The organism is Rossellomorea vietnamensis NBRC 101237, assembly GCF_001591825.1.
Lineage (GTDB): Bacteria > Bacillota > Bacilli > Bacillales > Bacillaceae_B > Rossellomorea > Rossellomorea vietnamensis.
Window position 1 is genome coordinate 1 of record NZ_BCVQ01000016.1, and the last position, 15820, is coordinate 15820.

15 protein-coding genes, 1 pseudogene and 2 riboswitches are annotated in these 15820 nt (G+C 42.7%); of the genes and pseudogenes, 10 read left to right on the forward strand and 6 right to left on the reverse strand.

Annotated elements, in window-relative coordinates:
• Positions 1–99: 99 nt before the first annotated feature.
• Positions 100–624, reverse strand: coding sequence for a hypothetical protein (locus BVI01S_RS10420; RefSeq protein ID WP_061810108.1), 525 nt, complete (start codon positions 622–624; stop codon positions 100–102).
• A gap of 134 nt (positions 625–758) precedes the next feature.
• Between BVI01S_RS10420 and ykzP the strand changes: the two genes are divergently transcribed.
• Both ykzP and ykzE read left to right on the forward strand, forming a co-directional pair.
• The gene (gene ykzP, locus BVI01S_RS22740) at positions 759–917 is read left to right on the forward strand and encodes a protein YkzP (RefSeq protein ID WP_094075235.1); all 159 of its coding nucleotides are present in this window, start codon (positions 759–761) and stop codon (positions 915–917) included.
• Positions 917–1042, forward strand: coding sequence for a protein YkzE (ykzE, locus tag BVI01S_RS23140; protein WP_256504075.1), 126 nt, complete (start codon positions 917–919; stop codon positions 1040–1042). The genes ykzP and ykzE overlap by 1 nt, the downstream gene beginning before the upstream one ends.
• A gap of 29 nt (positions 1043–1071) precedes the next feature.
• Here ykzE and BVI01S_RS10425 read toward each other — a convergent pair whose 3' ends face one another.
• Together BVI01S_RS10425 and BVI01S_RS10430 are read right to left on the reverse strand one after the other, a co-directional pair.
• The gene (locus BVI01S_RS10425; protein WP_034763627.1) at positions 1072–2799 is read right to left on the reverse strand and encodes a B12-binding domain-containing radical SAM protein; all 1728 of its coding nucleotides are present in this window, start codon (positions 2797–2799) and stop codon (positions 1072–1074) included.
• A gap of 344 nt (positions 2800–3143) precedes the next feature.
• A complete protein-coding gene (locus tag BVI01S_RS10430; RefSeq protein ID WP_034763628.1) occupies positions 3144–4169 on the reverse strand; it encodes an acyltransferase family protein in 1026 nt (341 codons plus the stop codon).
• Positions 4170–4338: 169 nt separating this feature from the next.
• On the opposite strand from BVI01S_RS10430, the gene BVI01S_RS10435 reads away from it, so the two are divergent.
• The 3 genes and pseudogenes from BVI01S_RS10435 to BVI01S_RS10445 all read left to right on the forward strand — a co-directional run bounded on the left by BVI01S_RS10435 (position 4339) and on the right by BVI01S_RS10445 (position 7713).
• Positions 4339–6492: a PAS domain-containing sensor histidine kinase gene (locus BVI01S_RS10435; RefSeq protein ID WP_034763630.1), complete on the forward strand. Its 2154-nt coding sequence runs from the start codon at positions 4339–4341 to the stop codon at positions 6490–6492.
• 13 nt (positions 6493–6505) lie between these two features.
• Positions 6506–6961: pseudogene (locus BVI01S_RS10440) on the forward strand (methylated-DNA--[protein]-cysteine S-methyltransferase).
• 158 nt (positions 6962–7119) lie between these two features.
• Positions 7120–7713 (forward strand): DUF2087 domain-containing protein, encoded by a 594-nt coding sequence (locus BVI01S_RS10445; protein WP_034763633.1) that lies wholly within the window; start codon positions 7120–7122, stop codon positions 7711–7713.
• Positions 7714–7754: 41 nt separating this feature from the next.
• Here BVI01S_RS10445 and mtnA read toward each other — a convergent pair whose 3' ends face one another.
• The 3 genes from mtnA to BVI01S_RS10460 all read right to left on the reverse strand — a co-directional run bounded on the left by mtnA (position 7755) and on the right by BVI01S_RS10460 (position 11159).
• Positions 7755–8807, reverse strand: coding sequence for an S-methyl-5-thioribose-1-phosphate isomerase (gene mtnA / locus BVI01S_RS10450; RefSeq protein ID WP_034763634.1), 1053 nt, complete (start codon positions 8805–8807; stop codon positions 7755–7757).
• A 15-nt stretch (positions 8808–8822) separates the two neighbouring features.
• Positions 8823–10007 (reverse strand): S-methyl-5-thioribose kinase, encoded by a 1185-nt coding sequence (mtnK, locus tag BVI01S_RS10455; RefSeq protein ID WP_061810109.1) that lies wholly within the window; start codon positions 10005–10007, stop codon positions 8823–8825.
• A 118-nt stretch (positions 10008–10125) separates the two neighbouring features.
• Positions 10126–10281: riboswitch (SAM riboswitch) on the reverse strand.
• Positions 10282–10376: 95 nt separating this feature from the next.
• Positions 10377–11159 (reverse strand): carbon-nitrogen family hydrolase, encoded by a 783-nt coding sequence (locus tag BVI01S_RS10460; protein ID WP_034763637.1) that lies wholly within the window; start codon positions 11157–11159, stop codon positions 10377–10379.
• A 120-nt stretch (positions 11160–11279) separates the two neighbouring features.
• On the opposite strand from BVI01S_RS10460, the gene BVI01S_RS10465 reads away from it, so the two are divergent.
• The 5 genes from BVI01S_RS10465 to BVI01S_RS10485 all read left to right on the forward strand — a co-directional run bounded on the left by BVI01S_RS10465 (position 11280) and on the right by BVI01S_RS10485 (position 15745).
• A complete protein-coding gene (locus BVI01S_RS10465; protein WP_061810110.1) occupies positions 11280–12464 on the forward strand; it encodes a pyridoxal phosphate-dependent aminotransferase in 1185 nt (394 codons plus the stop codon).
• 48 nt (positions 12465–12512) lie between these two features.
• A riboswitch (SAM riboswitch) is annotated at positions 12513–12615 on the forward strand.
• A gap of 106 nt (positions 12616–12721) precedes the next feature.
• Positions 12722–13933, forward strand: coding sequence for a 2,3-diketo-5-methylthiopentyl-1-phosphate enolase (locus tag BVI01S_RS10470; protein ID WP_061810111.1), 1212 nt, complete (start codon positions 12722–12724; stop codon positions 13931–13933).
• Positions 13933–14592, forward strand: a complete 660-nt coding sequence (locus BVI01S_RS10475) for a 2-hydroxy-3-keto-5-methylthiopentenyl-1-phosphate phosphatase (protein WP_061810112.1) — start codon at positions 13933–13935, stop codon at positions 14590–14592. Before BVI01S_RS10470 ends, BVI01S_RS10475 begins: the two co-directional genes overlap by 1 nt.
• On the forward strand, positions 14589–15236 hold the full coding sequence (locus tag BVI01S_RS10480) for a methylthioribulose 1-phosphate dehydratase (RefSeq protein WP_034763646.1): 648 nt from the start codon (positions 14589–14591) through the stop codon (positions 15234–15236). The genes BVI01S_RS10475 and BVI01S_RS10480 overlap by 4 nt, the downstream gene beginning before the upstream one ends.
• Positions 15233–15745, forward strand: a complete 513-nt coding sequence (locus BVI01S_RS10485) for a 1,2-dihydroxy-3-keto-5-methylthiopentene dioxygenase (RefSeq protein ID WP_034763650.1) — start codon at positions 15233–15235, stop codon at positions 15743–15745. Before BVI01S_RS10480 ends, BVI01S_RS10485 begins: the two co-directional genes overlap by 4 nt.
• Positions 15746–15820 lie beyond the last annotated feature (75 nt).

Here is a 15820-nt window from a genome sequence, read left to right on the forward strand (position 1 = left end):
CGGTGTAGCAAGCAATCCTAACTAATTTTATAATCGCTCGTCTTTAGAGGAATGGATATAGTATATCCAGCCTCTTTTTTTGTCCAATGAAAGGTACCTTCATTTTAAGGCAGAGTAGGGTACGTGAAAGTGGATCATAAGGATTAGGATGATGGGGATGGAGATGATCCAGCCTAGGAGCGGGTTTTTATGATGGACGATCAGTACTGTGAACATCATCAGATTAAAAAGAAGATCCCAGCCGAAATGCCATCCGTTATGATATGTCATCATGCCGATGAGGTGGGAAAGGCCTTCTGTCAAACCATAGATACCTGTCCATAACAAGATCCAACCAACCCTCATCCATAAACCCGTCGGAAGTCTCCCGATAAAAATGGTAATGGTGACTGTATATTGAATCGCCATTTTGCCCAATGAAATCATGGTGTGATTCAAATGAAGAGAGTCCCCAAAGGGTGTGACAGTACGGAACTCCCACATGGAATAATCAAATAATAGAAATTGAGAAAGTAGATCCCCGATAATAAAAAATAATAAAGTGGGATAATAGCTGTAGAAATCCTTCCAATTGCCAAACTTCCACCCTAAAAACGCATATGCCAGCAAAAAAATTAGTATCATGTCCTATCCTCATTCGCCATTTTTCCTTAGTTTCCGGAGTAAATGTTGAATTATTCAGTTGAGTGAATACCTATTTTTAGAAGAATGGAAAAGGGTGAGGTGGGAAAAATAAGCTCAAAGGAGATGAGTTATAAATGAAACGTAAAGCACAGTATGATGCTGCTGAAAAGAATAATCAAACACCCCTTAAAAATAAGCAGGAGACTGAATTTTCTGCTGAATTCTCACAAGGTGAGGATACGGCAAAAGGAAAGAATAGAAATTCAGCAAAAGGAAAAAAAGGGAGAGGCTGATGAAAGATAAAAAACAGTCTTTCCGTGAAGAATTCGGTCAGGAATTTGGAGATGTCAATGCAGCCAAAATAATGGAAGTGACCCGAAAACAATCAAAGACAGAAGAAAAGAAGAAAAAATGTTAAGCGATTCGCTTAACATTTTTTCTTCTTTATCATTGTACAAGTTGACGGTCAAACTCGAATACGGTAGATTGACCGGATGAGGGCTCAAAGTAGGCAAGAACGTACTGATCCTGACCTTCTTTTGAACGGATCGTTTCGAGGAGTGTATGTTTATACAACTCTTTTTCATTTAATTTAAGACTGGCAAATGCATCGCCTGCAATGGTTGGCTGTGCTAAAAGACTTTGATAAATGGCAGATCGCTCTTCCTTCGTCAGCTCATGGGTCCACCATGGTTTTCTTGGTTTGTATTTTTGATTGTCTAAATAGTCGAGCTTCATGAGACCTTCAATGACTGAAATGTGAAAGCTTGTTTCATTGGATAAAAACTCATGTAGTCGTTTGAACAGATCTTCCAACTGATGGCCGATCCTGGACCATCCGCGGTTTTCCCAATAGGAACCAAACTGCTGGAAGAAATCAAATGGAGTGTCAAAGCATTCAGTGACCAGATACTCAATCGTTCGGTCCATGCGGTGATCGTTCCAATATTTCTCCAATACGTCTTCCACCTGCTTGATCCGAACGATATCGTCGAATGACAATACATTATTCCCCAAGATTTCATAAGGGGAATGATCCATATACGTATACTGATGATCATTTGCGCGAATTCTAAGGCCCGTACCCCGCAGCATCTTAAGAAATCCTAATTGTAGCTCTTCAGGTCTCATTTCAAACACATCATTGAACGTTTTACGGAATGATTGGTAATCCTCTTCAGGAAGACCAGCGATCAAATCCAGATGCTGATCGATTTTTTTACCCTCTTTCACCATAGTGACGGTTCTCGTGAGCTTTTTATAGTTTTGTTTTCTCATGACCAGATCATTTGTTTCATCGTTGGTTGATTGAATGCCGATCTCAAATCGGAATAGGCCCCGTGGAGCATGTTCATTGAGGAATTCAATCACTTCGGGACGCATGATGTCTGCCGTGATTTCAAATTGAAAGACGGTACCCGGCAAGTGCTCGTCAATAAGGAATTGGAACATTTCCATTGCGTAGCTTCGGCTGATATTAAAGGTCCGGTCCACAAACTTAATGGTCTTTGCCCCATGTTTCATCAGGAATCGGATGTCTTCTTTTACCTTTTCACGGTCAAAGTAGCGTACACCCACTTCTATGGAAGAAAGGCAGAATTGACAGCGGAACGGGCATCCTCTGCTTGTCTCGATATAGGTCACCCTTTTGCCGAGCTCTTGCAGATCTTCCTGAAAACGGAAAGGGGAAGGGACCTCCCTTAAATCAATTTTATTTTGTTGCGGCTTGATAACAGGCTTTCCATTATCTAAATAAGCCACTCCATGTACCTTCGACCAATCTTTATCACCATTAAGCTGATCCAATAATTGTTTGAAGGATTCTTCTCCTTCGCCCATTACAATGAAGTCGACGTCTTCAAGGCGCTCCAGCCAATATGGGACGTCATATGTCACTTCGGGACCTCCGAGGATGATCGTTACCTCTGGCATGATTTTTCGAAGGATCTGAATGACTTTGATCGTTTCTTCGATATTCCAGATGTAGCAGCTGAATCCGATGATGTCCGGCTTTTTAGAGAATAAGTCGGTAACGATATTAAGGGTGGGATCCTTTATCGTGTACTCTGATAGCTCAATTTCGTGTTGGGGTTCGGCATAGGCCTTTAGACAGCGAATAGCTAAATTCGTGTGAATGTATTTTGCATTTAACGTACTTAAGACGACTTTCTTCATTCATATTCTCCTTTATTCTAAGTCCGTTTGACTCTCAGTCATATGACTTTCAGTAACCAAATGAGGATCTGTTTCAAGTTGTTCGTACAACGTTATAAACCAACCTGACTATCATTTTATCTAAGCTTGCGATAAAGCTCAATGTTTGTCTTAAATGAATTTAAATTTATTGTAACTATTAGAAGGAATTTTAGGAAAAGGTGCGAATAATATAAGGTAATATACGTTTTTTGAAAATTGTGTTGAATAATGAACCAGTTGATTCTCGACCATAAGCGAATAGTTAATCATGAAAAAGGGACTGACCCGTGAATACAATGGGGTCAGCCCTTTCTAGTGAGATTTTATCTTGTTTTCATTTCCCTTTTGGAAAACAGTTTCTGCAGCCTGGTTGATCTAAACTCGATGATAGGTTGTGTGATGCTCGTAAAGAATTTTGTTGAAAATATCATCGTCAGTACAAAGGATACCCCGAGTAACAGTAAAAGACTGGTGTTAGGGTCAATCGTGTCCTTAAGATGGCTTTCACGGAACAACCGAATGAGAAAACCGTGGAGTAAGTACACATAGAGAGTGTTTTTCCCCCACTTGGTGAAAAACTGTCTTTTTGTAGGAACAAATGTGAAAAAGCTGAAGATCATCACGACGTTTAATAAATAAACAGCCGCCCTGACACCCATGCTGATGACGTTGTTCCATTCAAAATCTCCGTAAGGTTTGGAACCAAGGAGCCATTTATCTGAGAATTCAGGTACAAAATACATCCCTAAAAATACGATTACAAATAATGAACCTGCCACTAAACGGGCTTTACTCGTTTTAAAATATTCGAAGTGCTCCTTCTCCATGTAGTACCCCATCAGGAATATAGGAAAGAACACAAATGTTCGGGACAGACTTAGATAATTTGAAATAACATCGGCGAACCCTACAAGCAGTCCAAGTGAAAAAGCCACTGTCAAGCCTATTCCAGGTTTGAATTTAAACCATTTGATGAAAGCATAAAGGAGTGCGTTCCAGCAGAAAAGGCTGATAAGGAACCACAATGACCAGTGAGGATTAAGTGGATCCACCTCGAATGTTGATTTTTGATACAGAAAATGATAGTACACCGTATAGATCAGTTGAAACACAATGTAAGGAAGTATCAACTTTTTAGCAAGTTTCTGGATATATCCCTTTTTATAGAATCCTTTCGCGAAGAATCCTGCCACAAGTATGAAGGCCGGCATGTGGAAAGTGTAAATCGTTTTATACAGTGAAAGGATAAAGGGATCGCTTTCGATATAGGATCGGATGACATGTCCAAATACCACTAAAAAGATCAAAATGAATTTGGCATTGTCGAAGTAATAGTCGCGCTGTTTCATATCTTCACCATCTTTTAGAAAAGTTTAATCCTAATTCATTCTTACCCTAGGATACAATGAGCAAAACATGATTTTCATTGTTAATTATCACCAGAAGTACGGGGAGCTATGCGGATTCTGTAAGATTTAAGCCAATGGTCGTCTTTTAATTTAGTAGGGGGATGAGGAAATGACTAATAGTAGTAATGTGAAGGAAGAGCAAAATAGGGATTTATGTCATCCCGTCGATAGGGAAATTTGCTCAGCTTCACCCATGCCGATGCTTGTGATCAATAAAGAGTTGAAAATCGTTTATGCCAACCCCGAAGCATATGAAACCCTGGAGTCAAATGATGAGAATGTTGTAGGGAAGCTCTTCAGCACGTTTTTCTCTTCAGTGCCCGCGCCCATAGTTGCCCATTATAAGGAAGTAATGGAAACGGGAAAAACCTTGGAAGACGAAACCCTGATGAATGTAAATGAGAAGAAAATCATCCACGTCGAACTTTTGCTGAAAAAATCGACCATTTCACCTAATGCATATTTATATTTTAAGGATGTAACGGAACTGAAGGAGAAGGAGCGCAAAGATCATTTAAATGTACACTTACTATCGAACATTTTCCAGAATGCTTCAGAGGGGATCGTGCTATTCGATATTGATGGAAATATCAATGATGTGAATCATGCATTCAGTTTGCAAGTGGGACTCGATAAGGATGAGATCACCAAGAGGAATATCAGTTCCTTCATTCCAGAGAATGCCCATTATAAGGTTGAAAAAATCAAAGAATTGATTTCTCAAAATAAAAAAGCCCGTGGTGAAATTCCAATCAAGAAATCACAAAGTATTTCAATCGTGGAATTTACGACAAGTCCATACGTCCATCATAAGCTCCACATGGCCATTCTCAGAGATGTAACGGAAAAAAGGCAGATGGAGATCCAACTGAAGCGTAATGAGGAATTGTTCAAAGGGTTGTTTGAAGAAGCGATAGATGCCATTGTCTTATGGGATCAGGACGGAAGGGTCCTTAAAGCGAACTCTTCAGCACTGAAAATATTTGAATGCACACTTTCCGAGCTCCTTTCAAAAAAAATCAGGGATTTCGTTTACCCCTTGGAAAGCCAGAAGTTTGATTTGGTCATGGAACAATTATATAGAAGCGGGGCTGTAAGGGATGAGGTGTTGTTCCTCATGCCGAACAATCAGCTCAAACATTTGGAATTCACGTCCAAGCTTCATTCCGTGGATGGTTATAATATGACCATATTCCGTAATGTCAGTGAACGATATCAAATGGAGAAGGAACTGCGTGAGAGTGAGGAAAGGTTCCGGAAGATATTCGAAGGTTCATTGGACGGACTGCTTCTGACCAATCACAATTATGTCGTCGTTGATTCGAATCCTGAAGTGAGTAACATCATTAAGTTGGATAAAGATCAGCTCATTGGTAAAGATGTACGTGAGATATTGAATATTGAACCGGGTGAGGAAGCCTATGAGGATTATCTGCATCAATTGAAGGAAGAAGGTCAGGCAACGTTTTTAAAAACGCTGACATCCTCCAGGGACAGGGTTCAATACGTTGAATTATCGTCGAAATACAATTTGCTCTCTAATCTGAATTTAACCATCATCCGGGACATCACAGATCAAATCGAGATGCAGGAACAACTGAGGAAGTCTGACACATTAAGTGTGGTAGGGGAGCTTGCGGCAGGGATCGCCCATGAAATCAGAAACCCGATGACGGCACTTAAAGGATTCATCCAACTGCTTGAGAACAGCGTCGGAAAGGATCATGAGATGTACTTTAATGTGATCACTTCTGAATTCCAGCGTATTGAGTCAATCATCACGGAGTTTCTCGTGTTGGCCAAACCTCAGGCGATCCAATACCAGGAGACGAATTTAATCAGGATCATGAAGGATACTGTGGAATTGCTGAGTGCACAGGCCGTCATGCATAATGTTCAGTATGAGGAAAAGTATCAGGAAGACCTCCCGACCATAGTAGCTGAACCCAATCAGTTAAAACAGGTATTCATCAATGTCATTAAGAATGCAATTGAAGTCATGTCGGATGGAGGGGTGATTTCCATTAGCATCGGGGAGACCGATGACGGGTTGATTCATATCGAAATAAAAGACCAGGGAGGCGGAATCTCAAAGGATAAAATCAAGAAGCTCGGCGAACCTTTTTATACAACAAAAGAAAGAGGGACTGGACTTGGGCTTATGGTAAGCTTTAAGATTATTAAAGAACATAAAGGCAGCGTCCAGGTTGAAAGCATCGTTGGAGAAGGAACCGTTTTCCATATCTATCTGCCTAAATCATAAAGGAGTCCTGTAAATGACCATTCATACGATTGTAATCGACAGCCCCATCGGGAATCTTAAGCTGACGTCCGATTCGACTCAATTGCTTTCTGTGCAGTTTGTGGAGGAAGAAGCGTCCATCGAAACGGATCATCCCATTTTGATTCGAGCAAAGGAACAGATACTGGAGTTTTTTAAGGGTGATAGAAGAGCATTTGATCTTCCTTTGAAAATCGAAGGGACCGAGTTCCAAAAAGAAGTATGAAATATCCTCAAGGAAATACCCTATGGCGAAACCTGGTCGTATCAGGATGTAGCACAAGCCATTCAAAGACCGAAAGCGGTCCGGGCTGTGGGGCAGGCGAATAAAGCCAACCGTTTTCCCGTCATCATCCCTTGCCACCGTGTCATTGGGAAAAATAAGACACTCACCGGTTATGCAGGAAAGCAGATAGACAAAAAAGAAACGTTACTCTCATTAGAACAATAACAGGAACAGGCATTTTCCATGTGGAGAATGCCTGTTTTTGGTTTTGGCGACACGAAACGGTCATGCGGGGGGAAATTCTGAAAATAACAGTTGATGATTTTTTCTATTTAGATTATCATCTAATTAGATGATAATCTAAATAGGTAGGAGGTGGAACGGTGCAATTAAGCAAACAGATCGCATTTCATAAAACGATGGGGGACGCGACCCGCATCAAGATCGTTTATTTATTGGCAGAAGAGAGTTTGCACGTGGGGGCCATAGCAGGAAAGCTTGGACTTACTGCGCCAACGATCTCCCATCATTTGACGAAACTGAAAGAGTGCAACCTTGTTTATTCACGGAAAGAGAAGAACACGGTTTACTACCATTTGAATAAAAAAGTATTAAGCCATCATGGGGACGTTCTGCACAGGTTCGCTCAAGAAGAGAAAGGGGACAGGACAATGTCAGAGAAGTTAATGAAAGAAAAACAGAAGGTGAAGAACAATTTTCTGGAGAAAAATGGACGGATTAAAAGTATTCCCGCCCAACAAAAGAAAAAACTATTCATTCTTGAACACCTCGTGGAAGGTCTGAAGGTGGGGGAAAAGTATAAGGAAAAAGAGCTGAATGAGTACATTCTACAATTCCATGAAGATTTCGCCACCTTGAGAAGAGAGTTCATCATCCATCAGTTCATGTATCGGGAAAACGGCATTTATGAGGTGAATCCGAAGGAAATGTGGGCATCTTCAAAACTATCAGAATGAAAAATGAAAGAGAAGGGTGAATTCCTTCTCTTTCAATCTATTTATTCCTGATTTATCGTCCGTTGAATGCTTTCTTGAAAACCTGGATACAGCACACCTTTTTCGGTGATGATGCCGGTAATCAGTTCATGGGAAGTCACATCAAAAGCGGGATTATAAACATGAATGTGTTCGGGTGCGATCATAGAGCCACCTATCATCGTGATTTCGTCTGGCCCTCTTTCTTCAATCGGGATATCGTCACCTGTTCTCGAGGTGAGGTCGAATGTAGAAGAAGGGGCAGCCACGTAGAATGGTATATTGTAATGATGGCATAGGATGGCAAGCATGGACGTACCGATTTTGTTCGCGGTATCCCCATTCGCAGAAATCCGGTCGGCTCCAACGATCACAGCTTCCACACCTTTCTCCTTTATTGTATGAGCGGCCATGCTGTCCGTAATGAGGGTCACGTCGACTCCTGATTGCTGAAGCTCCCAGGCAGTGAGTCGGGCGCCCTGAAGGACAGGGCGTGTCTCACAGGCGAATACTTGGAACCCTATTCCCCTTTCCCTGCCTAGGTGAAAGGGGGCAAGTGCCGTTCCATATTTACCCGTGGCAATGGATCCCGCATTACAGATGGTCATGATCTTCCTCTTGTCATCCAATGCATCCAATGCGTGTTCACCGATCATCCTGCATATTTCCTCATCCTCCGTATGGATCTGAATGGCAGAATGAAGCAGATTGGTCTTGGCTTCATTCACGGATTGTGCATGGGCAAGAACTTGTTCCAACCGATTCAATGCCCAGAACAGATTGACTGCCGTCGGCCTTGAATCAGCGAGGTATTCTTTATCCTTCCTGAAAAGGTGATTGAATTCTGTCAGATTGTCTGTTTCATAATGAGAAGCAGCATGTGCCAATCCATAGGCGGCTGTGATCCCGATTGCCGGGGCACCTCGCACTTTAAGCGAAACGATGGCTTCATAATAGTCTGTAATGTTCGTTAGCGTCAAATATTCCACAGTGTTCGGCAGCTTTTGTTGATTAAGAATCAGTAAATGATCTTCATGCCACTCGAGTGAAGTTGGAATGGTCGGTGTATGTGTCATGAGTATCTCCTTTAATTATTCAGAATGGGACCGTACTAAAGTCAGAAGCTCTTCAATGGAAGGAATGTGTTTCCGATTTACAATCAATTTTTTTCCAAGGTTGAGGCATGCTCGTTTTGCCTTTAATCTTTGTTCTTTATCTTCGATGCTCTCGAGGTCTTCCACATGTGCAAGACCGATTGTCCTTCTTATACATTCGCATCCTGCAAACCCGATGCTGTCCTGAAAACTCTTCTCCAATACATACTCAAGGTACCCATTCACCTTCGTATAGGCGTCACCACTTTCCTTCCAATGTCTGGAGAAAGTAGCAGAGAAGACGTTCCAAGTATTTTCGATATGGTGGAGGATGAATTCCTTTTCACCTGGATTCGCGATCACTTGGAAAATAAGATTGGCAATAAACTGACCGATATCGAAACCGATCGGCCCATAAAAAGCAAATTCCGGGTCAATGACTTTGGTGTGTTCGTCATCCACAAAGATGCTGCCTGTATGGAGGTCTCCATGAAGCAGGGCTTCCCCTTCGGTAAGGAAACTCCTTTTAAGTTTTGCGACCTCGAGTTTTACAGTGAAATCATCCCATAATTGCTGGACATCCCCGGATAATTCCTCCTCAAACTCATTCGTTTCACTGTTGAAAAAAGGATCCGTGAATACTAGGTCCTCCGTGATTTTGCATAGCTCAGGATTAGAAAATTCTTTCACATATTCTTTTTTCTTAAATGGATGAAGGGCATAATCAGACGTGAAGTACAGTGTATTTGCAAGGAATGTACCGATGTCGTCTGATAGCTTAGGGTACTTATTCCCATTGAGCAGGCCGGCACGTGCGATGGTGAGGTTGCTTAAATCCTCCATCACCGTGACGGCAAGGGATGGATCAGAATGATACACTTCCGGTACGAGATCGCCTACAAATGATCGCTGAAGTTGTAAGGCACCCGCTTCAATCCTTGCCCTTTCGATCGTCAGTGGCCAGCTTTCACCTACAACCTTTGCATAGGGGAGGGCTTGCTTGATGATGATTCCTTTACCTGAATTCCTCTCAACTACATGAAAAACGAGATTAAGGTTCCCATCCCCGATTTCTTCACAAGTTAAAAGTGAACCGTCTTCAAATATTCCTACATTCACGGCTATAGCGATGGCCGACTGTTCCGTTAGTGGTTGGTACGTATTGAGCTTAGTGATTGCCATTTTCGTTCCTCCTTTTAGTGCACCCTTATGAAAGAAAGGGTGTTAGGGAGGCTTTTCCGCGGCATAAGAAAAGCCTCTTTCCATGTTCGAAAGAGGCTTGAAGAGTCATCTTCTTCGCCTCTTATCTCCCAGAAAGATGATCTTTCTGTTGGAATTAGCACCGTGCCTTACTGGATTGATCATCCGGCGCATACAGCGCCCCGTTTTACAACGGTATTATGGTCGGTTGCTGGGCTTCATAGGGCCAAATCCCTCAGCCAGCTCTTGATAAGAGTTGCGTATGTCCTATTTAATTAAAATTCTGAATGTTCATTTGAATTGAATGGTACCATTGAAGTATTTTCCATGTCAACGGTTTTTTAATATCTTCTAATAAAAATTTGGTCTCCGGTCTTGAAAGATCGGAATTTGTTTACGGACCTTTTCTACTTCCTGCAAATCGATTTCAGCAGCGACCAACTGTTCACTTTTGGTTCCTTTTGCAAGGATTTCCCCCCATGGATCAATGATAAGGGAAGAGCCGCCAAATTCATTGTCAGGGTCACTCCCCACACGGTTGCATGCAATCACAAAGCATTGATTTTCAATCGCACGTGCCCTTAAGAGGGTCTCCCAGTGATCCATTCTGGCAGCCGGCCATTCAGCCACCACGAAGACAATCTTTGCTCCCATCATGACATGTTTCCTGAACCATTCAGGGAAACGGATGTCGTAACATATGAGTCCTGCCATCATCGTATCATCAAGAGAGAACGCCCCGTCTTCCTCTCCGGGAAGAAGATAATGATGTTCATTCATTAGTTTGAATAAGTGAAGCTTTGAATACCGTTTCACCAACACGCCATATGCATCAGCCACCAATAGTGTATTTCTAACTCCATCTGTTGATTTATTGGCAACAGAGCCTCCTATGATGTGAATGGAATATTTTTTTGACAGGGAAGTCAGAAAGGAGGAAGAATCTTCGGCTCCCTCATCTGCGATCTCATTTATCCGTGTAAGATCATAACCTGTCGTCCAGAGTTCAGGAAGAACGACGATACCGCATCCCTCTTCCTTTGCTTTTTTGACCCACTGTTCCACTCTCACCTTGTTTTCTTCAGGATCCCCAAACACAATATCCATCTGGGCGAGACCCACCTTTTGAATCATTACCATCACCTCGTTATGTATTTTTATTATTTATTCCTTTACATTCTTTATGTTCCGTTATATCATTTGTGACTAGAATTTGAAAGTAATTAATTTTCAAAAAAATGAGTGGGTGAATCTATGAAACACTTTGAAAAAGCAAAACGCTTGGAATCATTACCGGAACAATTTTTCGCTTCCCTTGCAGGAACTGTGAATGCTGTTGTGAATGAGGGGCATGATGTCATTAATTTGGGACAGGGAAATCCAGATCAGCCGACCCCTCCACATATTGTGGGAAAATTAACAGAAGCGGCCAAGTCTCCTTCTAATCATAAATATCCTCCATTTCGTGGTTTATCGACCTTTAAGGAGGCGATTGCAGCTTTTTATTTGCGGGAATACGGGGTGGAGATAGATCCCGAAACCGAAGTAGCGGTTCTCTTCGGAGGAAAAGCAGGTTTAGTGGAGATCCCTCAATGTTTATTGAACCCCGGGGATGGAGTATTTGTCCCGGATCCAGGTTATCCGGATTATGTATCGGGGGTCGCATTGGCAGAAGCCAGTATGATCAAGATGCCGTTGAAAGAGGAGAATGGGTTTCTTCCGGACTATCGTGTACATTCCCCTGAAGAATGGGAAAGGGCGAAATTAATGTTCCTCAATTACCCCAATAATCCAACGGGTGCTACCGCCACAAAATCCTTTTTCGACGACACGGTGGAACTTGCTTCAAAGCATGATATTTGTGTGGTGCATGACTTTGCTTACGGGGCGATCGGTTTCGATGGACAGAAGCCTTTGAGCTTTCTTGAGACGGATGGTGCAAAGGATGTCGGGATTGAGATATATACTTTATCGAAGACCTTTAATATGGCAGGCTGGAGAGTCGGTTTTGCCGTTGGGAATAAGAGTGTCATTGAAGCGATCAATCTCCTCCAGGATCACCTTTACGTAAGTCTGTTCGGCGCGATTCAAGAAGCAGCCACCACGGCTTTGCTGAGTTCCCAGGATTGCGTAACGGAACTGGTTGCCACATATGAAGAACGAAGACAACTCCTGATCTCGGGTCTACAGGGAATTGGGTGGGATGTAAAAGCTCCACAAGGTTCCTTCTTTGCCTGGCTTAAGGTGCCGGAAGGGTTCACATCTGTTGAGTTCTCAACCTATTTACTTGAAAAAATCAAAGTGGCCGTTGCTCCTGGTGTAGGATTTGGAGAATATGGAGAAGGGTATGTACGGGTCGGTCTTTTAACTACAAATGAACGGATAAAAGAGGCGATTTCCCGGATAGAAAGTTTAGAATTATTTCACAAAAGGGATTGACATATGTTGAAATTGGTGCAATAATCCAACTGAATTAATATAATGAAATTCTTATCAAGAGCAGGCGGAGGGACCAGCCCGATGAAGCCCGGCAACCGACTTATTTAAGCACGGTGCTAATTCTTGCAGCTATACAGCTGACAGATAAGAAAGAGTGCCGAATGTAAACCTCTTCTTATCTGGAAGAGGTTTTTTTGTTTGCCGGCGTGATGAAATCAAGACGCGGAAAAGAGCTTTTACATAGGGAGGTAATATGAATGAGCGAAGTGATCGCAACATATCGACTAAAGGGAAAAAGTGGTTCATACGAGAAAAAAGCAGAAGGGATTGCTTTGGGACTCACGGTCGGATCATGGACGGACCTGCCGCTACTTGAGCAGGAACAATTAAGAAAATACAAGGGGAGAGTCGTTTCTGTGGAAGAGAGGGAGGACGAAGGCACCTGGGCTGAGGTGAAGATTGGGTATCCCGGTCATAATTATTCCAATGATATTCCGGCTATCCTTACAACAGTATTCGGCAAACTTTCTCTCGATGGTGAAGTGAAATTACTGGATCTGGAGTTCTCAGAAGACTTAAAAAAGTCATTTCCCGGTCCACGTTTTGGGATAGAGGGCATCAGGGAATTAACAGGGGTTCATGGTCGACCGCTGTTAATGAGCATATTCAAAGGGGTGATCGGCAGGGATCTCACGTTCCTTGAAAATCAGTTAAGAGCTCAGGCCCTCGGCGGAGTCAATGTCGTAAAAGATGATGAAATATTATTTGATAATTCCTTGACTCCATTTTTTGAAAGAGTGAGATTAGGGAAAAAAGTGTTGCACGACGTATTTGAGGAAACGGGTAAGAGAACCTTGTATGCCGTAAATCTGACAGGGAAAACCTCACAATTACGGGACAAAGCAAGAAAAGCCAGGGAGCTTGGTGCAGATGCCCTTTTATTCAATGTATTCTCCTACGGTCTCGATGTTCTGCAGGAATTGAGGGAAGACCCTGAGATTTCATTGCCGCTCATGGCTCATCCTGCCTTTGCCGGGGCTGTTGCAGCGTCTCCAGTATATGGGGTGAGCTACTCTTTATGGTTGGGTAAATTATTGCGAATGGCCGGGGCTGATTTTTCATTATTTCCATCCCCATACGGAAGTGTGGCACTAGAGAAGGACAACGTCCTCTCCATAAGCCATGAATTAACGAAGAATGACGAACATTTGAAGAGAACATTGCCAGTTCCATCAGCAGGCATACACCCGGCTCTTGTACCCCTTTTGGTAAAAGATTTCGGGACAGATTGTGTCATCAATGCCGGAGGAGGCATTCACGGTCACCCGGACGGTGCAAGTGGGGGAGGAATGGCATTTGGCCAGGCAATCGATGCTGTTATAAACGGAACGTCACTCCAGGAGGCAGCCAAAACCCATGAAGAACTGCAGAAAGCCTTGTCCCTATGGGGTGGGGAGGTAAAAGTATAATGAGTCTTCCAGTGATATTCTGTGATTTTGATGGGACGATCACAGAAACAGATAATATCATTTCTTTAATGAAAGCCTTTGCCCCACCGGAATGGGAGCCTGTAAAAGAGGACATTTTAAGCCACTCGATCTCGATCAAAGAAGGGGTAAGCAAGTTGTTCTCACTCATCCCTTCTTCAAAGAAAGACGAGATGATCCAGTATTTGATGGAAACAGCGGTTATTCGTGAAGGCTTCAAGGAATTCGTGGACTATACAAAAGTCAATGAGATTCCCCTGTATATTGTGAGTGGGGGAGTAGACTTCTTTGTTTTCCCGTTACTGAAAGAATTCGGGCCTTTTAAGGCTGTATATTGTAACGAAGCGATCTTTAACGATTCGAACATAACCATTCATTGGCCATATCCATGTGACGTGCACTGTGAAAACAAAGGCTGTGGATGCTGTAAGCCTTCCATTTTGAGGGCATTATCCCTGGAAGATCATGAGGTGATTGTAATAGGGGACTCTGTTACAGACATCGAGATGGCTAAGCTTGGCGATACAGTACTCGCAAGGGACTATCTCGCACGTACGTGTGAAGAAAAAGAAATCCCGTATCAGCCTTTTGAAACATTTCACGACTGCATAAAAGTGATAGAAAAAGGAGTGACAATATGAAGTCGTATCAATCCGAATGGGAAGAGCTCGCTGATATCAAAAGAGAATTGGCGGGGAGGGACTGGTTTATGGGAACCAGTGGGAACCTGGCGATACGTGTGGAATCATCGCCTGTATCTTTCCTGGTTACAGCAAGTGGAAAGGATAAGCGAAAGCACACGAAAGAGGACTTCCTCCTTGTGAACGCGCAGGGTGAGGCCTTGGAGGAAACCCAACTGCGTCCATCAGCCGAAACCCTTCTCCACAGTCACATATTCAGTGGGAGTTCAGCAGGATGCAGCTTGCATGTCCATACTGTTGCCAACAATGTGATCAGTGAACTGTATGGGGATGAAGGTGTCATCACATTCAGAAACCAGGAACTGATTAAAGCCTGGGACAAATGGGATGAACATGATTCCCTCTCGATACCCATCATCCATAATCATGCGCATATCCCAACCTTGGCGGATTCCTTCCTTCCTTTCATTAATGGAGATAAAGGGGCCGTACTCATTCGCAATCATGGACTTACCGTTTGGGGACGTACAGGATTTGAAGCTAAGAAACTATTGGAAGCGTGTGAGTTTCTGTTCCAATATCACCTTACATTATTATCATTAACAACTTCGAAATCTATTTCCAAGGGAGGAGTAAAATTATGACAACGATACACATTCAGGGGAAAAATCAGATCATCGATCACCAGGAAGAGGTAGTAAATTATTTAAATGACCAAGGGGTGATCTACGAACATTGGAACATGGATAAACTGGACGAATCACTGAGGGACCGATTCGCTTTAACCGATGAGGATAAAGAGGCCATTCTCTCCACCTTTAAAGAGGAGATTGAAGATATTTCATCTCGCAGAGGGTATCAGGCAAGGGATGTGATTTCCCTTTCCGAAAGCACTCCCAATCTTGAAGAGCTATTAAAGAATTTCCAACAGGAGCATCATCATACGGATGATGAGGTCCGATTTATAGTAAGTGGACATGGCGTTTTCGTCATTCAAGGAAAGGATGGGGATTTCTTTGAAGTACACCTGAATCCCGGTGACTTAATTTCCGTACCTGAAAACATCCGCCACTATTTCACTTTAAGTGATGATAAGCAGGTAGTGGCCGTTCGCATTTTCGTCACCCAGGAAGGTTGGGTACCAATCTATTAATCATCCATCAGGATAGACAAAGAAACTCTTCTTTTGTCTATCCTTTTTTTGCACGTTTGGCGAAAAATGTCTAAT

Coding starts and splice junctions, on each gene's coding strand:
- BVI01S_RS10420 (WP_061810108.1), bottom strand. CDS start 624: ATGATACTAATTTTTTTGCTGGCATATGCGTTTTTAGGGTGGAAGTTT.
- ykzP (WP_094075235.1), top strand. CDS start 759: ATGAAACGTAAAGCACAGTATGATGCTGCTGAAAAGAATAATCAAACA.
- ykzE (WP_256504075.1), top strand. CDS start 917: ATGAAAGATAAAAAACAGTCTTTCCGTGAAGAATTCGGTCAGGAATTT.
- BVI01S_RS10425 (WP_034763627.1), bottom strand. CDS start 2,799: ATGAAGAAAGTCGTCTTAAGTACGTTAAATGCAAAATACATTCACACG.
- BVI01S_RS10430 (WP_034763628.1), bottom strand. CDS start 4,169: ATGAAACAGCGCGACTATTACTTCGACAATGCCAAATTCATTTTGATC.
- BVI01S_RS10435 (WP_034763630.1), top strand. CDS start 4,339: ATGACTAATAGTAGTAATGTGAAGGAAGAGCAAAATAGGGATTTATGT.
- mtnA (WP_034763634.1), bottom strand. CDS start 8,807: ATGACACATACACCGACCATTCCAACTTCACTCGAGTGGCATGAAGAT.
- mtnK (WP_061810109.1), bottom strand. CDS start 10,007: ATGGCAATCACTAAGCTCAATACGTACCAACCACTAACGGAACAGTCG.
- BVI01S_RS10460 (WP_034763637.1), bottom strand. CDS start 11,159: ATGATTCAAAAGGTGGGTCTCGCCCAGATGGATATTGTGTTTGGGGAT.
- BVI01S_RS10465 (WP_061810110.1), top strand. CDS start 11,280: ATGAAACACTTTGAAAAAGCAAAACGCTTGGAATCATTACCGGAACAA.
- BVI01S_RS10470 (WP_061810111.1), top strand. CDS start 12,722: ATGAGCGAAGTGATCGCAACATATCGACTAAAGGGAAAAAGTGGTTCA.
- BVI01S_RS10475 (WP_061810112.1), top strand. CDS start 13,933: ATGAGTCTTCCAGTGATATTCTGTGATTTTGATGGGACGATCACAGAA.
- BVI01S_RS10480 (WP_034763646.1), top strand. CDS start 14,589: ATGAAGTCGTATCAATCCGAATGGGAAGAGCTCGCTGATATCAAAAGA.
- BVI01S_RS10485 (WP_034763650.1), top strand. CDS start 15,233: ATGACAACGATACACATTCAGGGGAAAAATCAGATCATCGATCACCAG.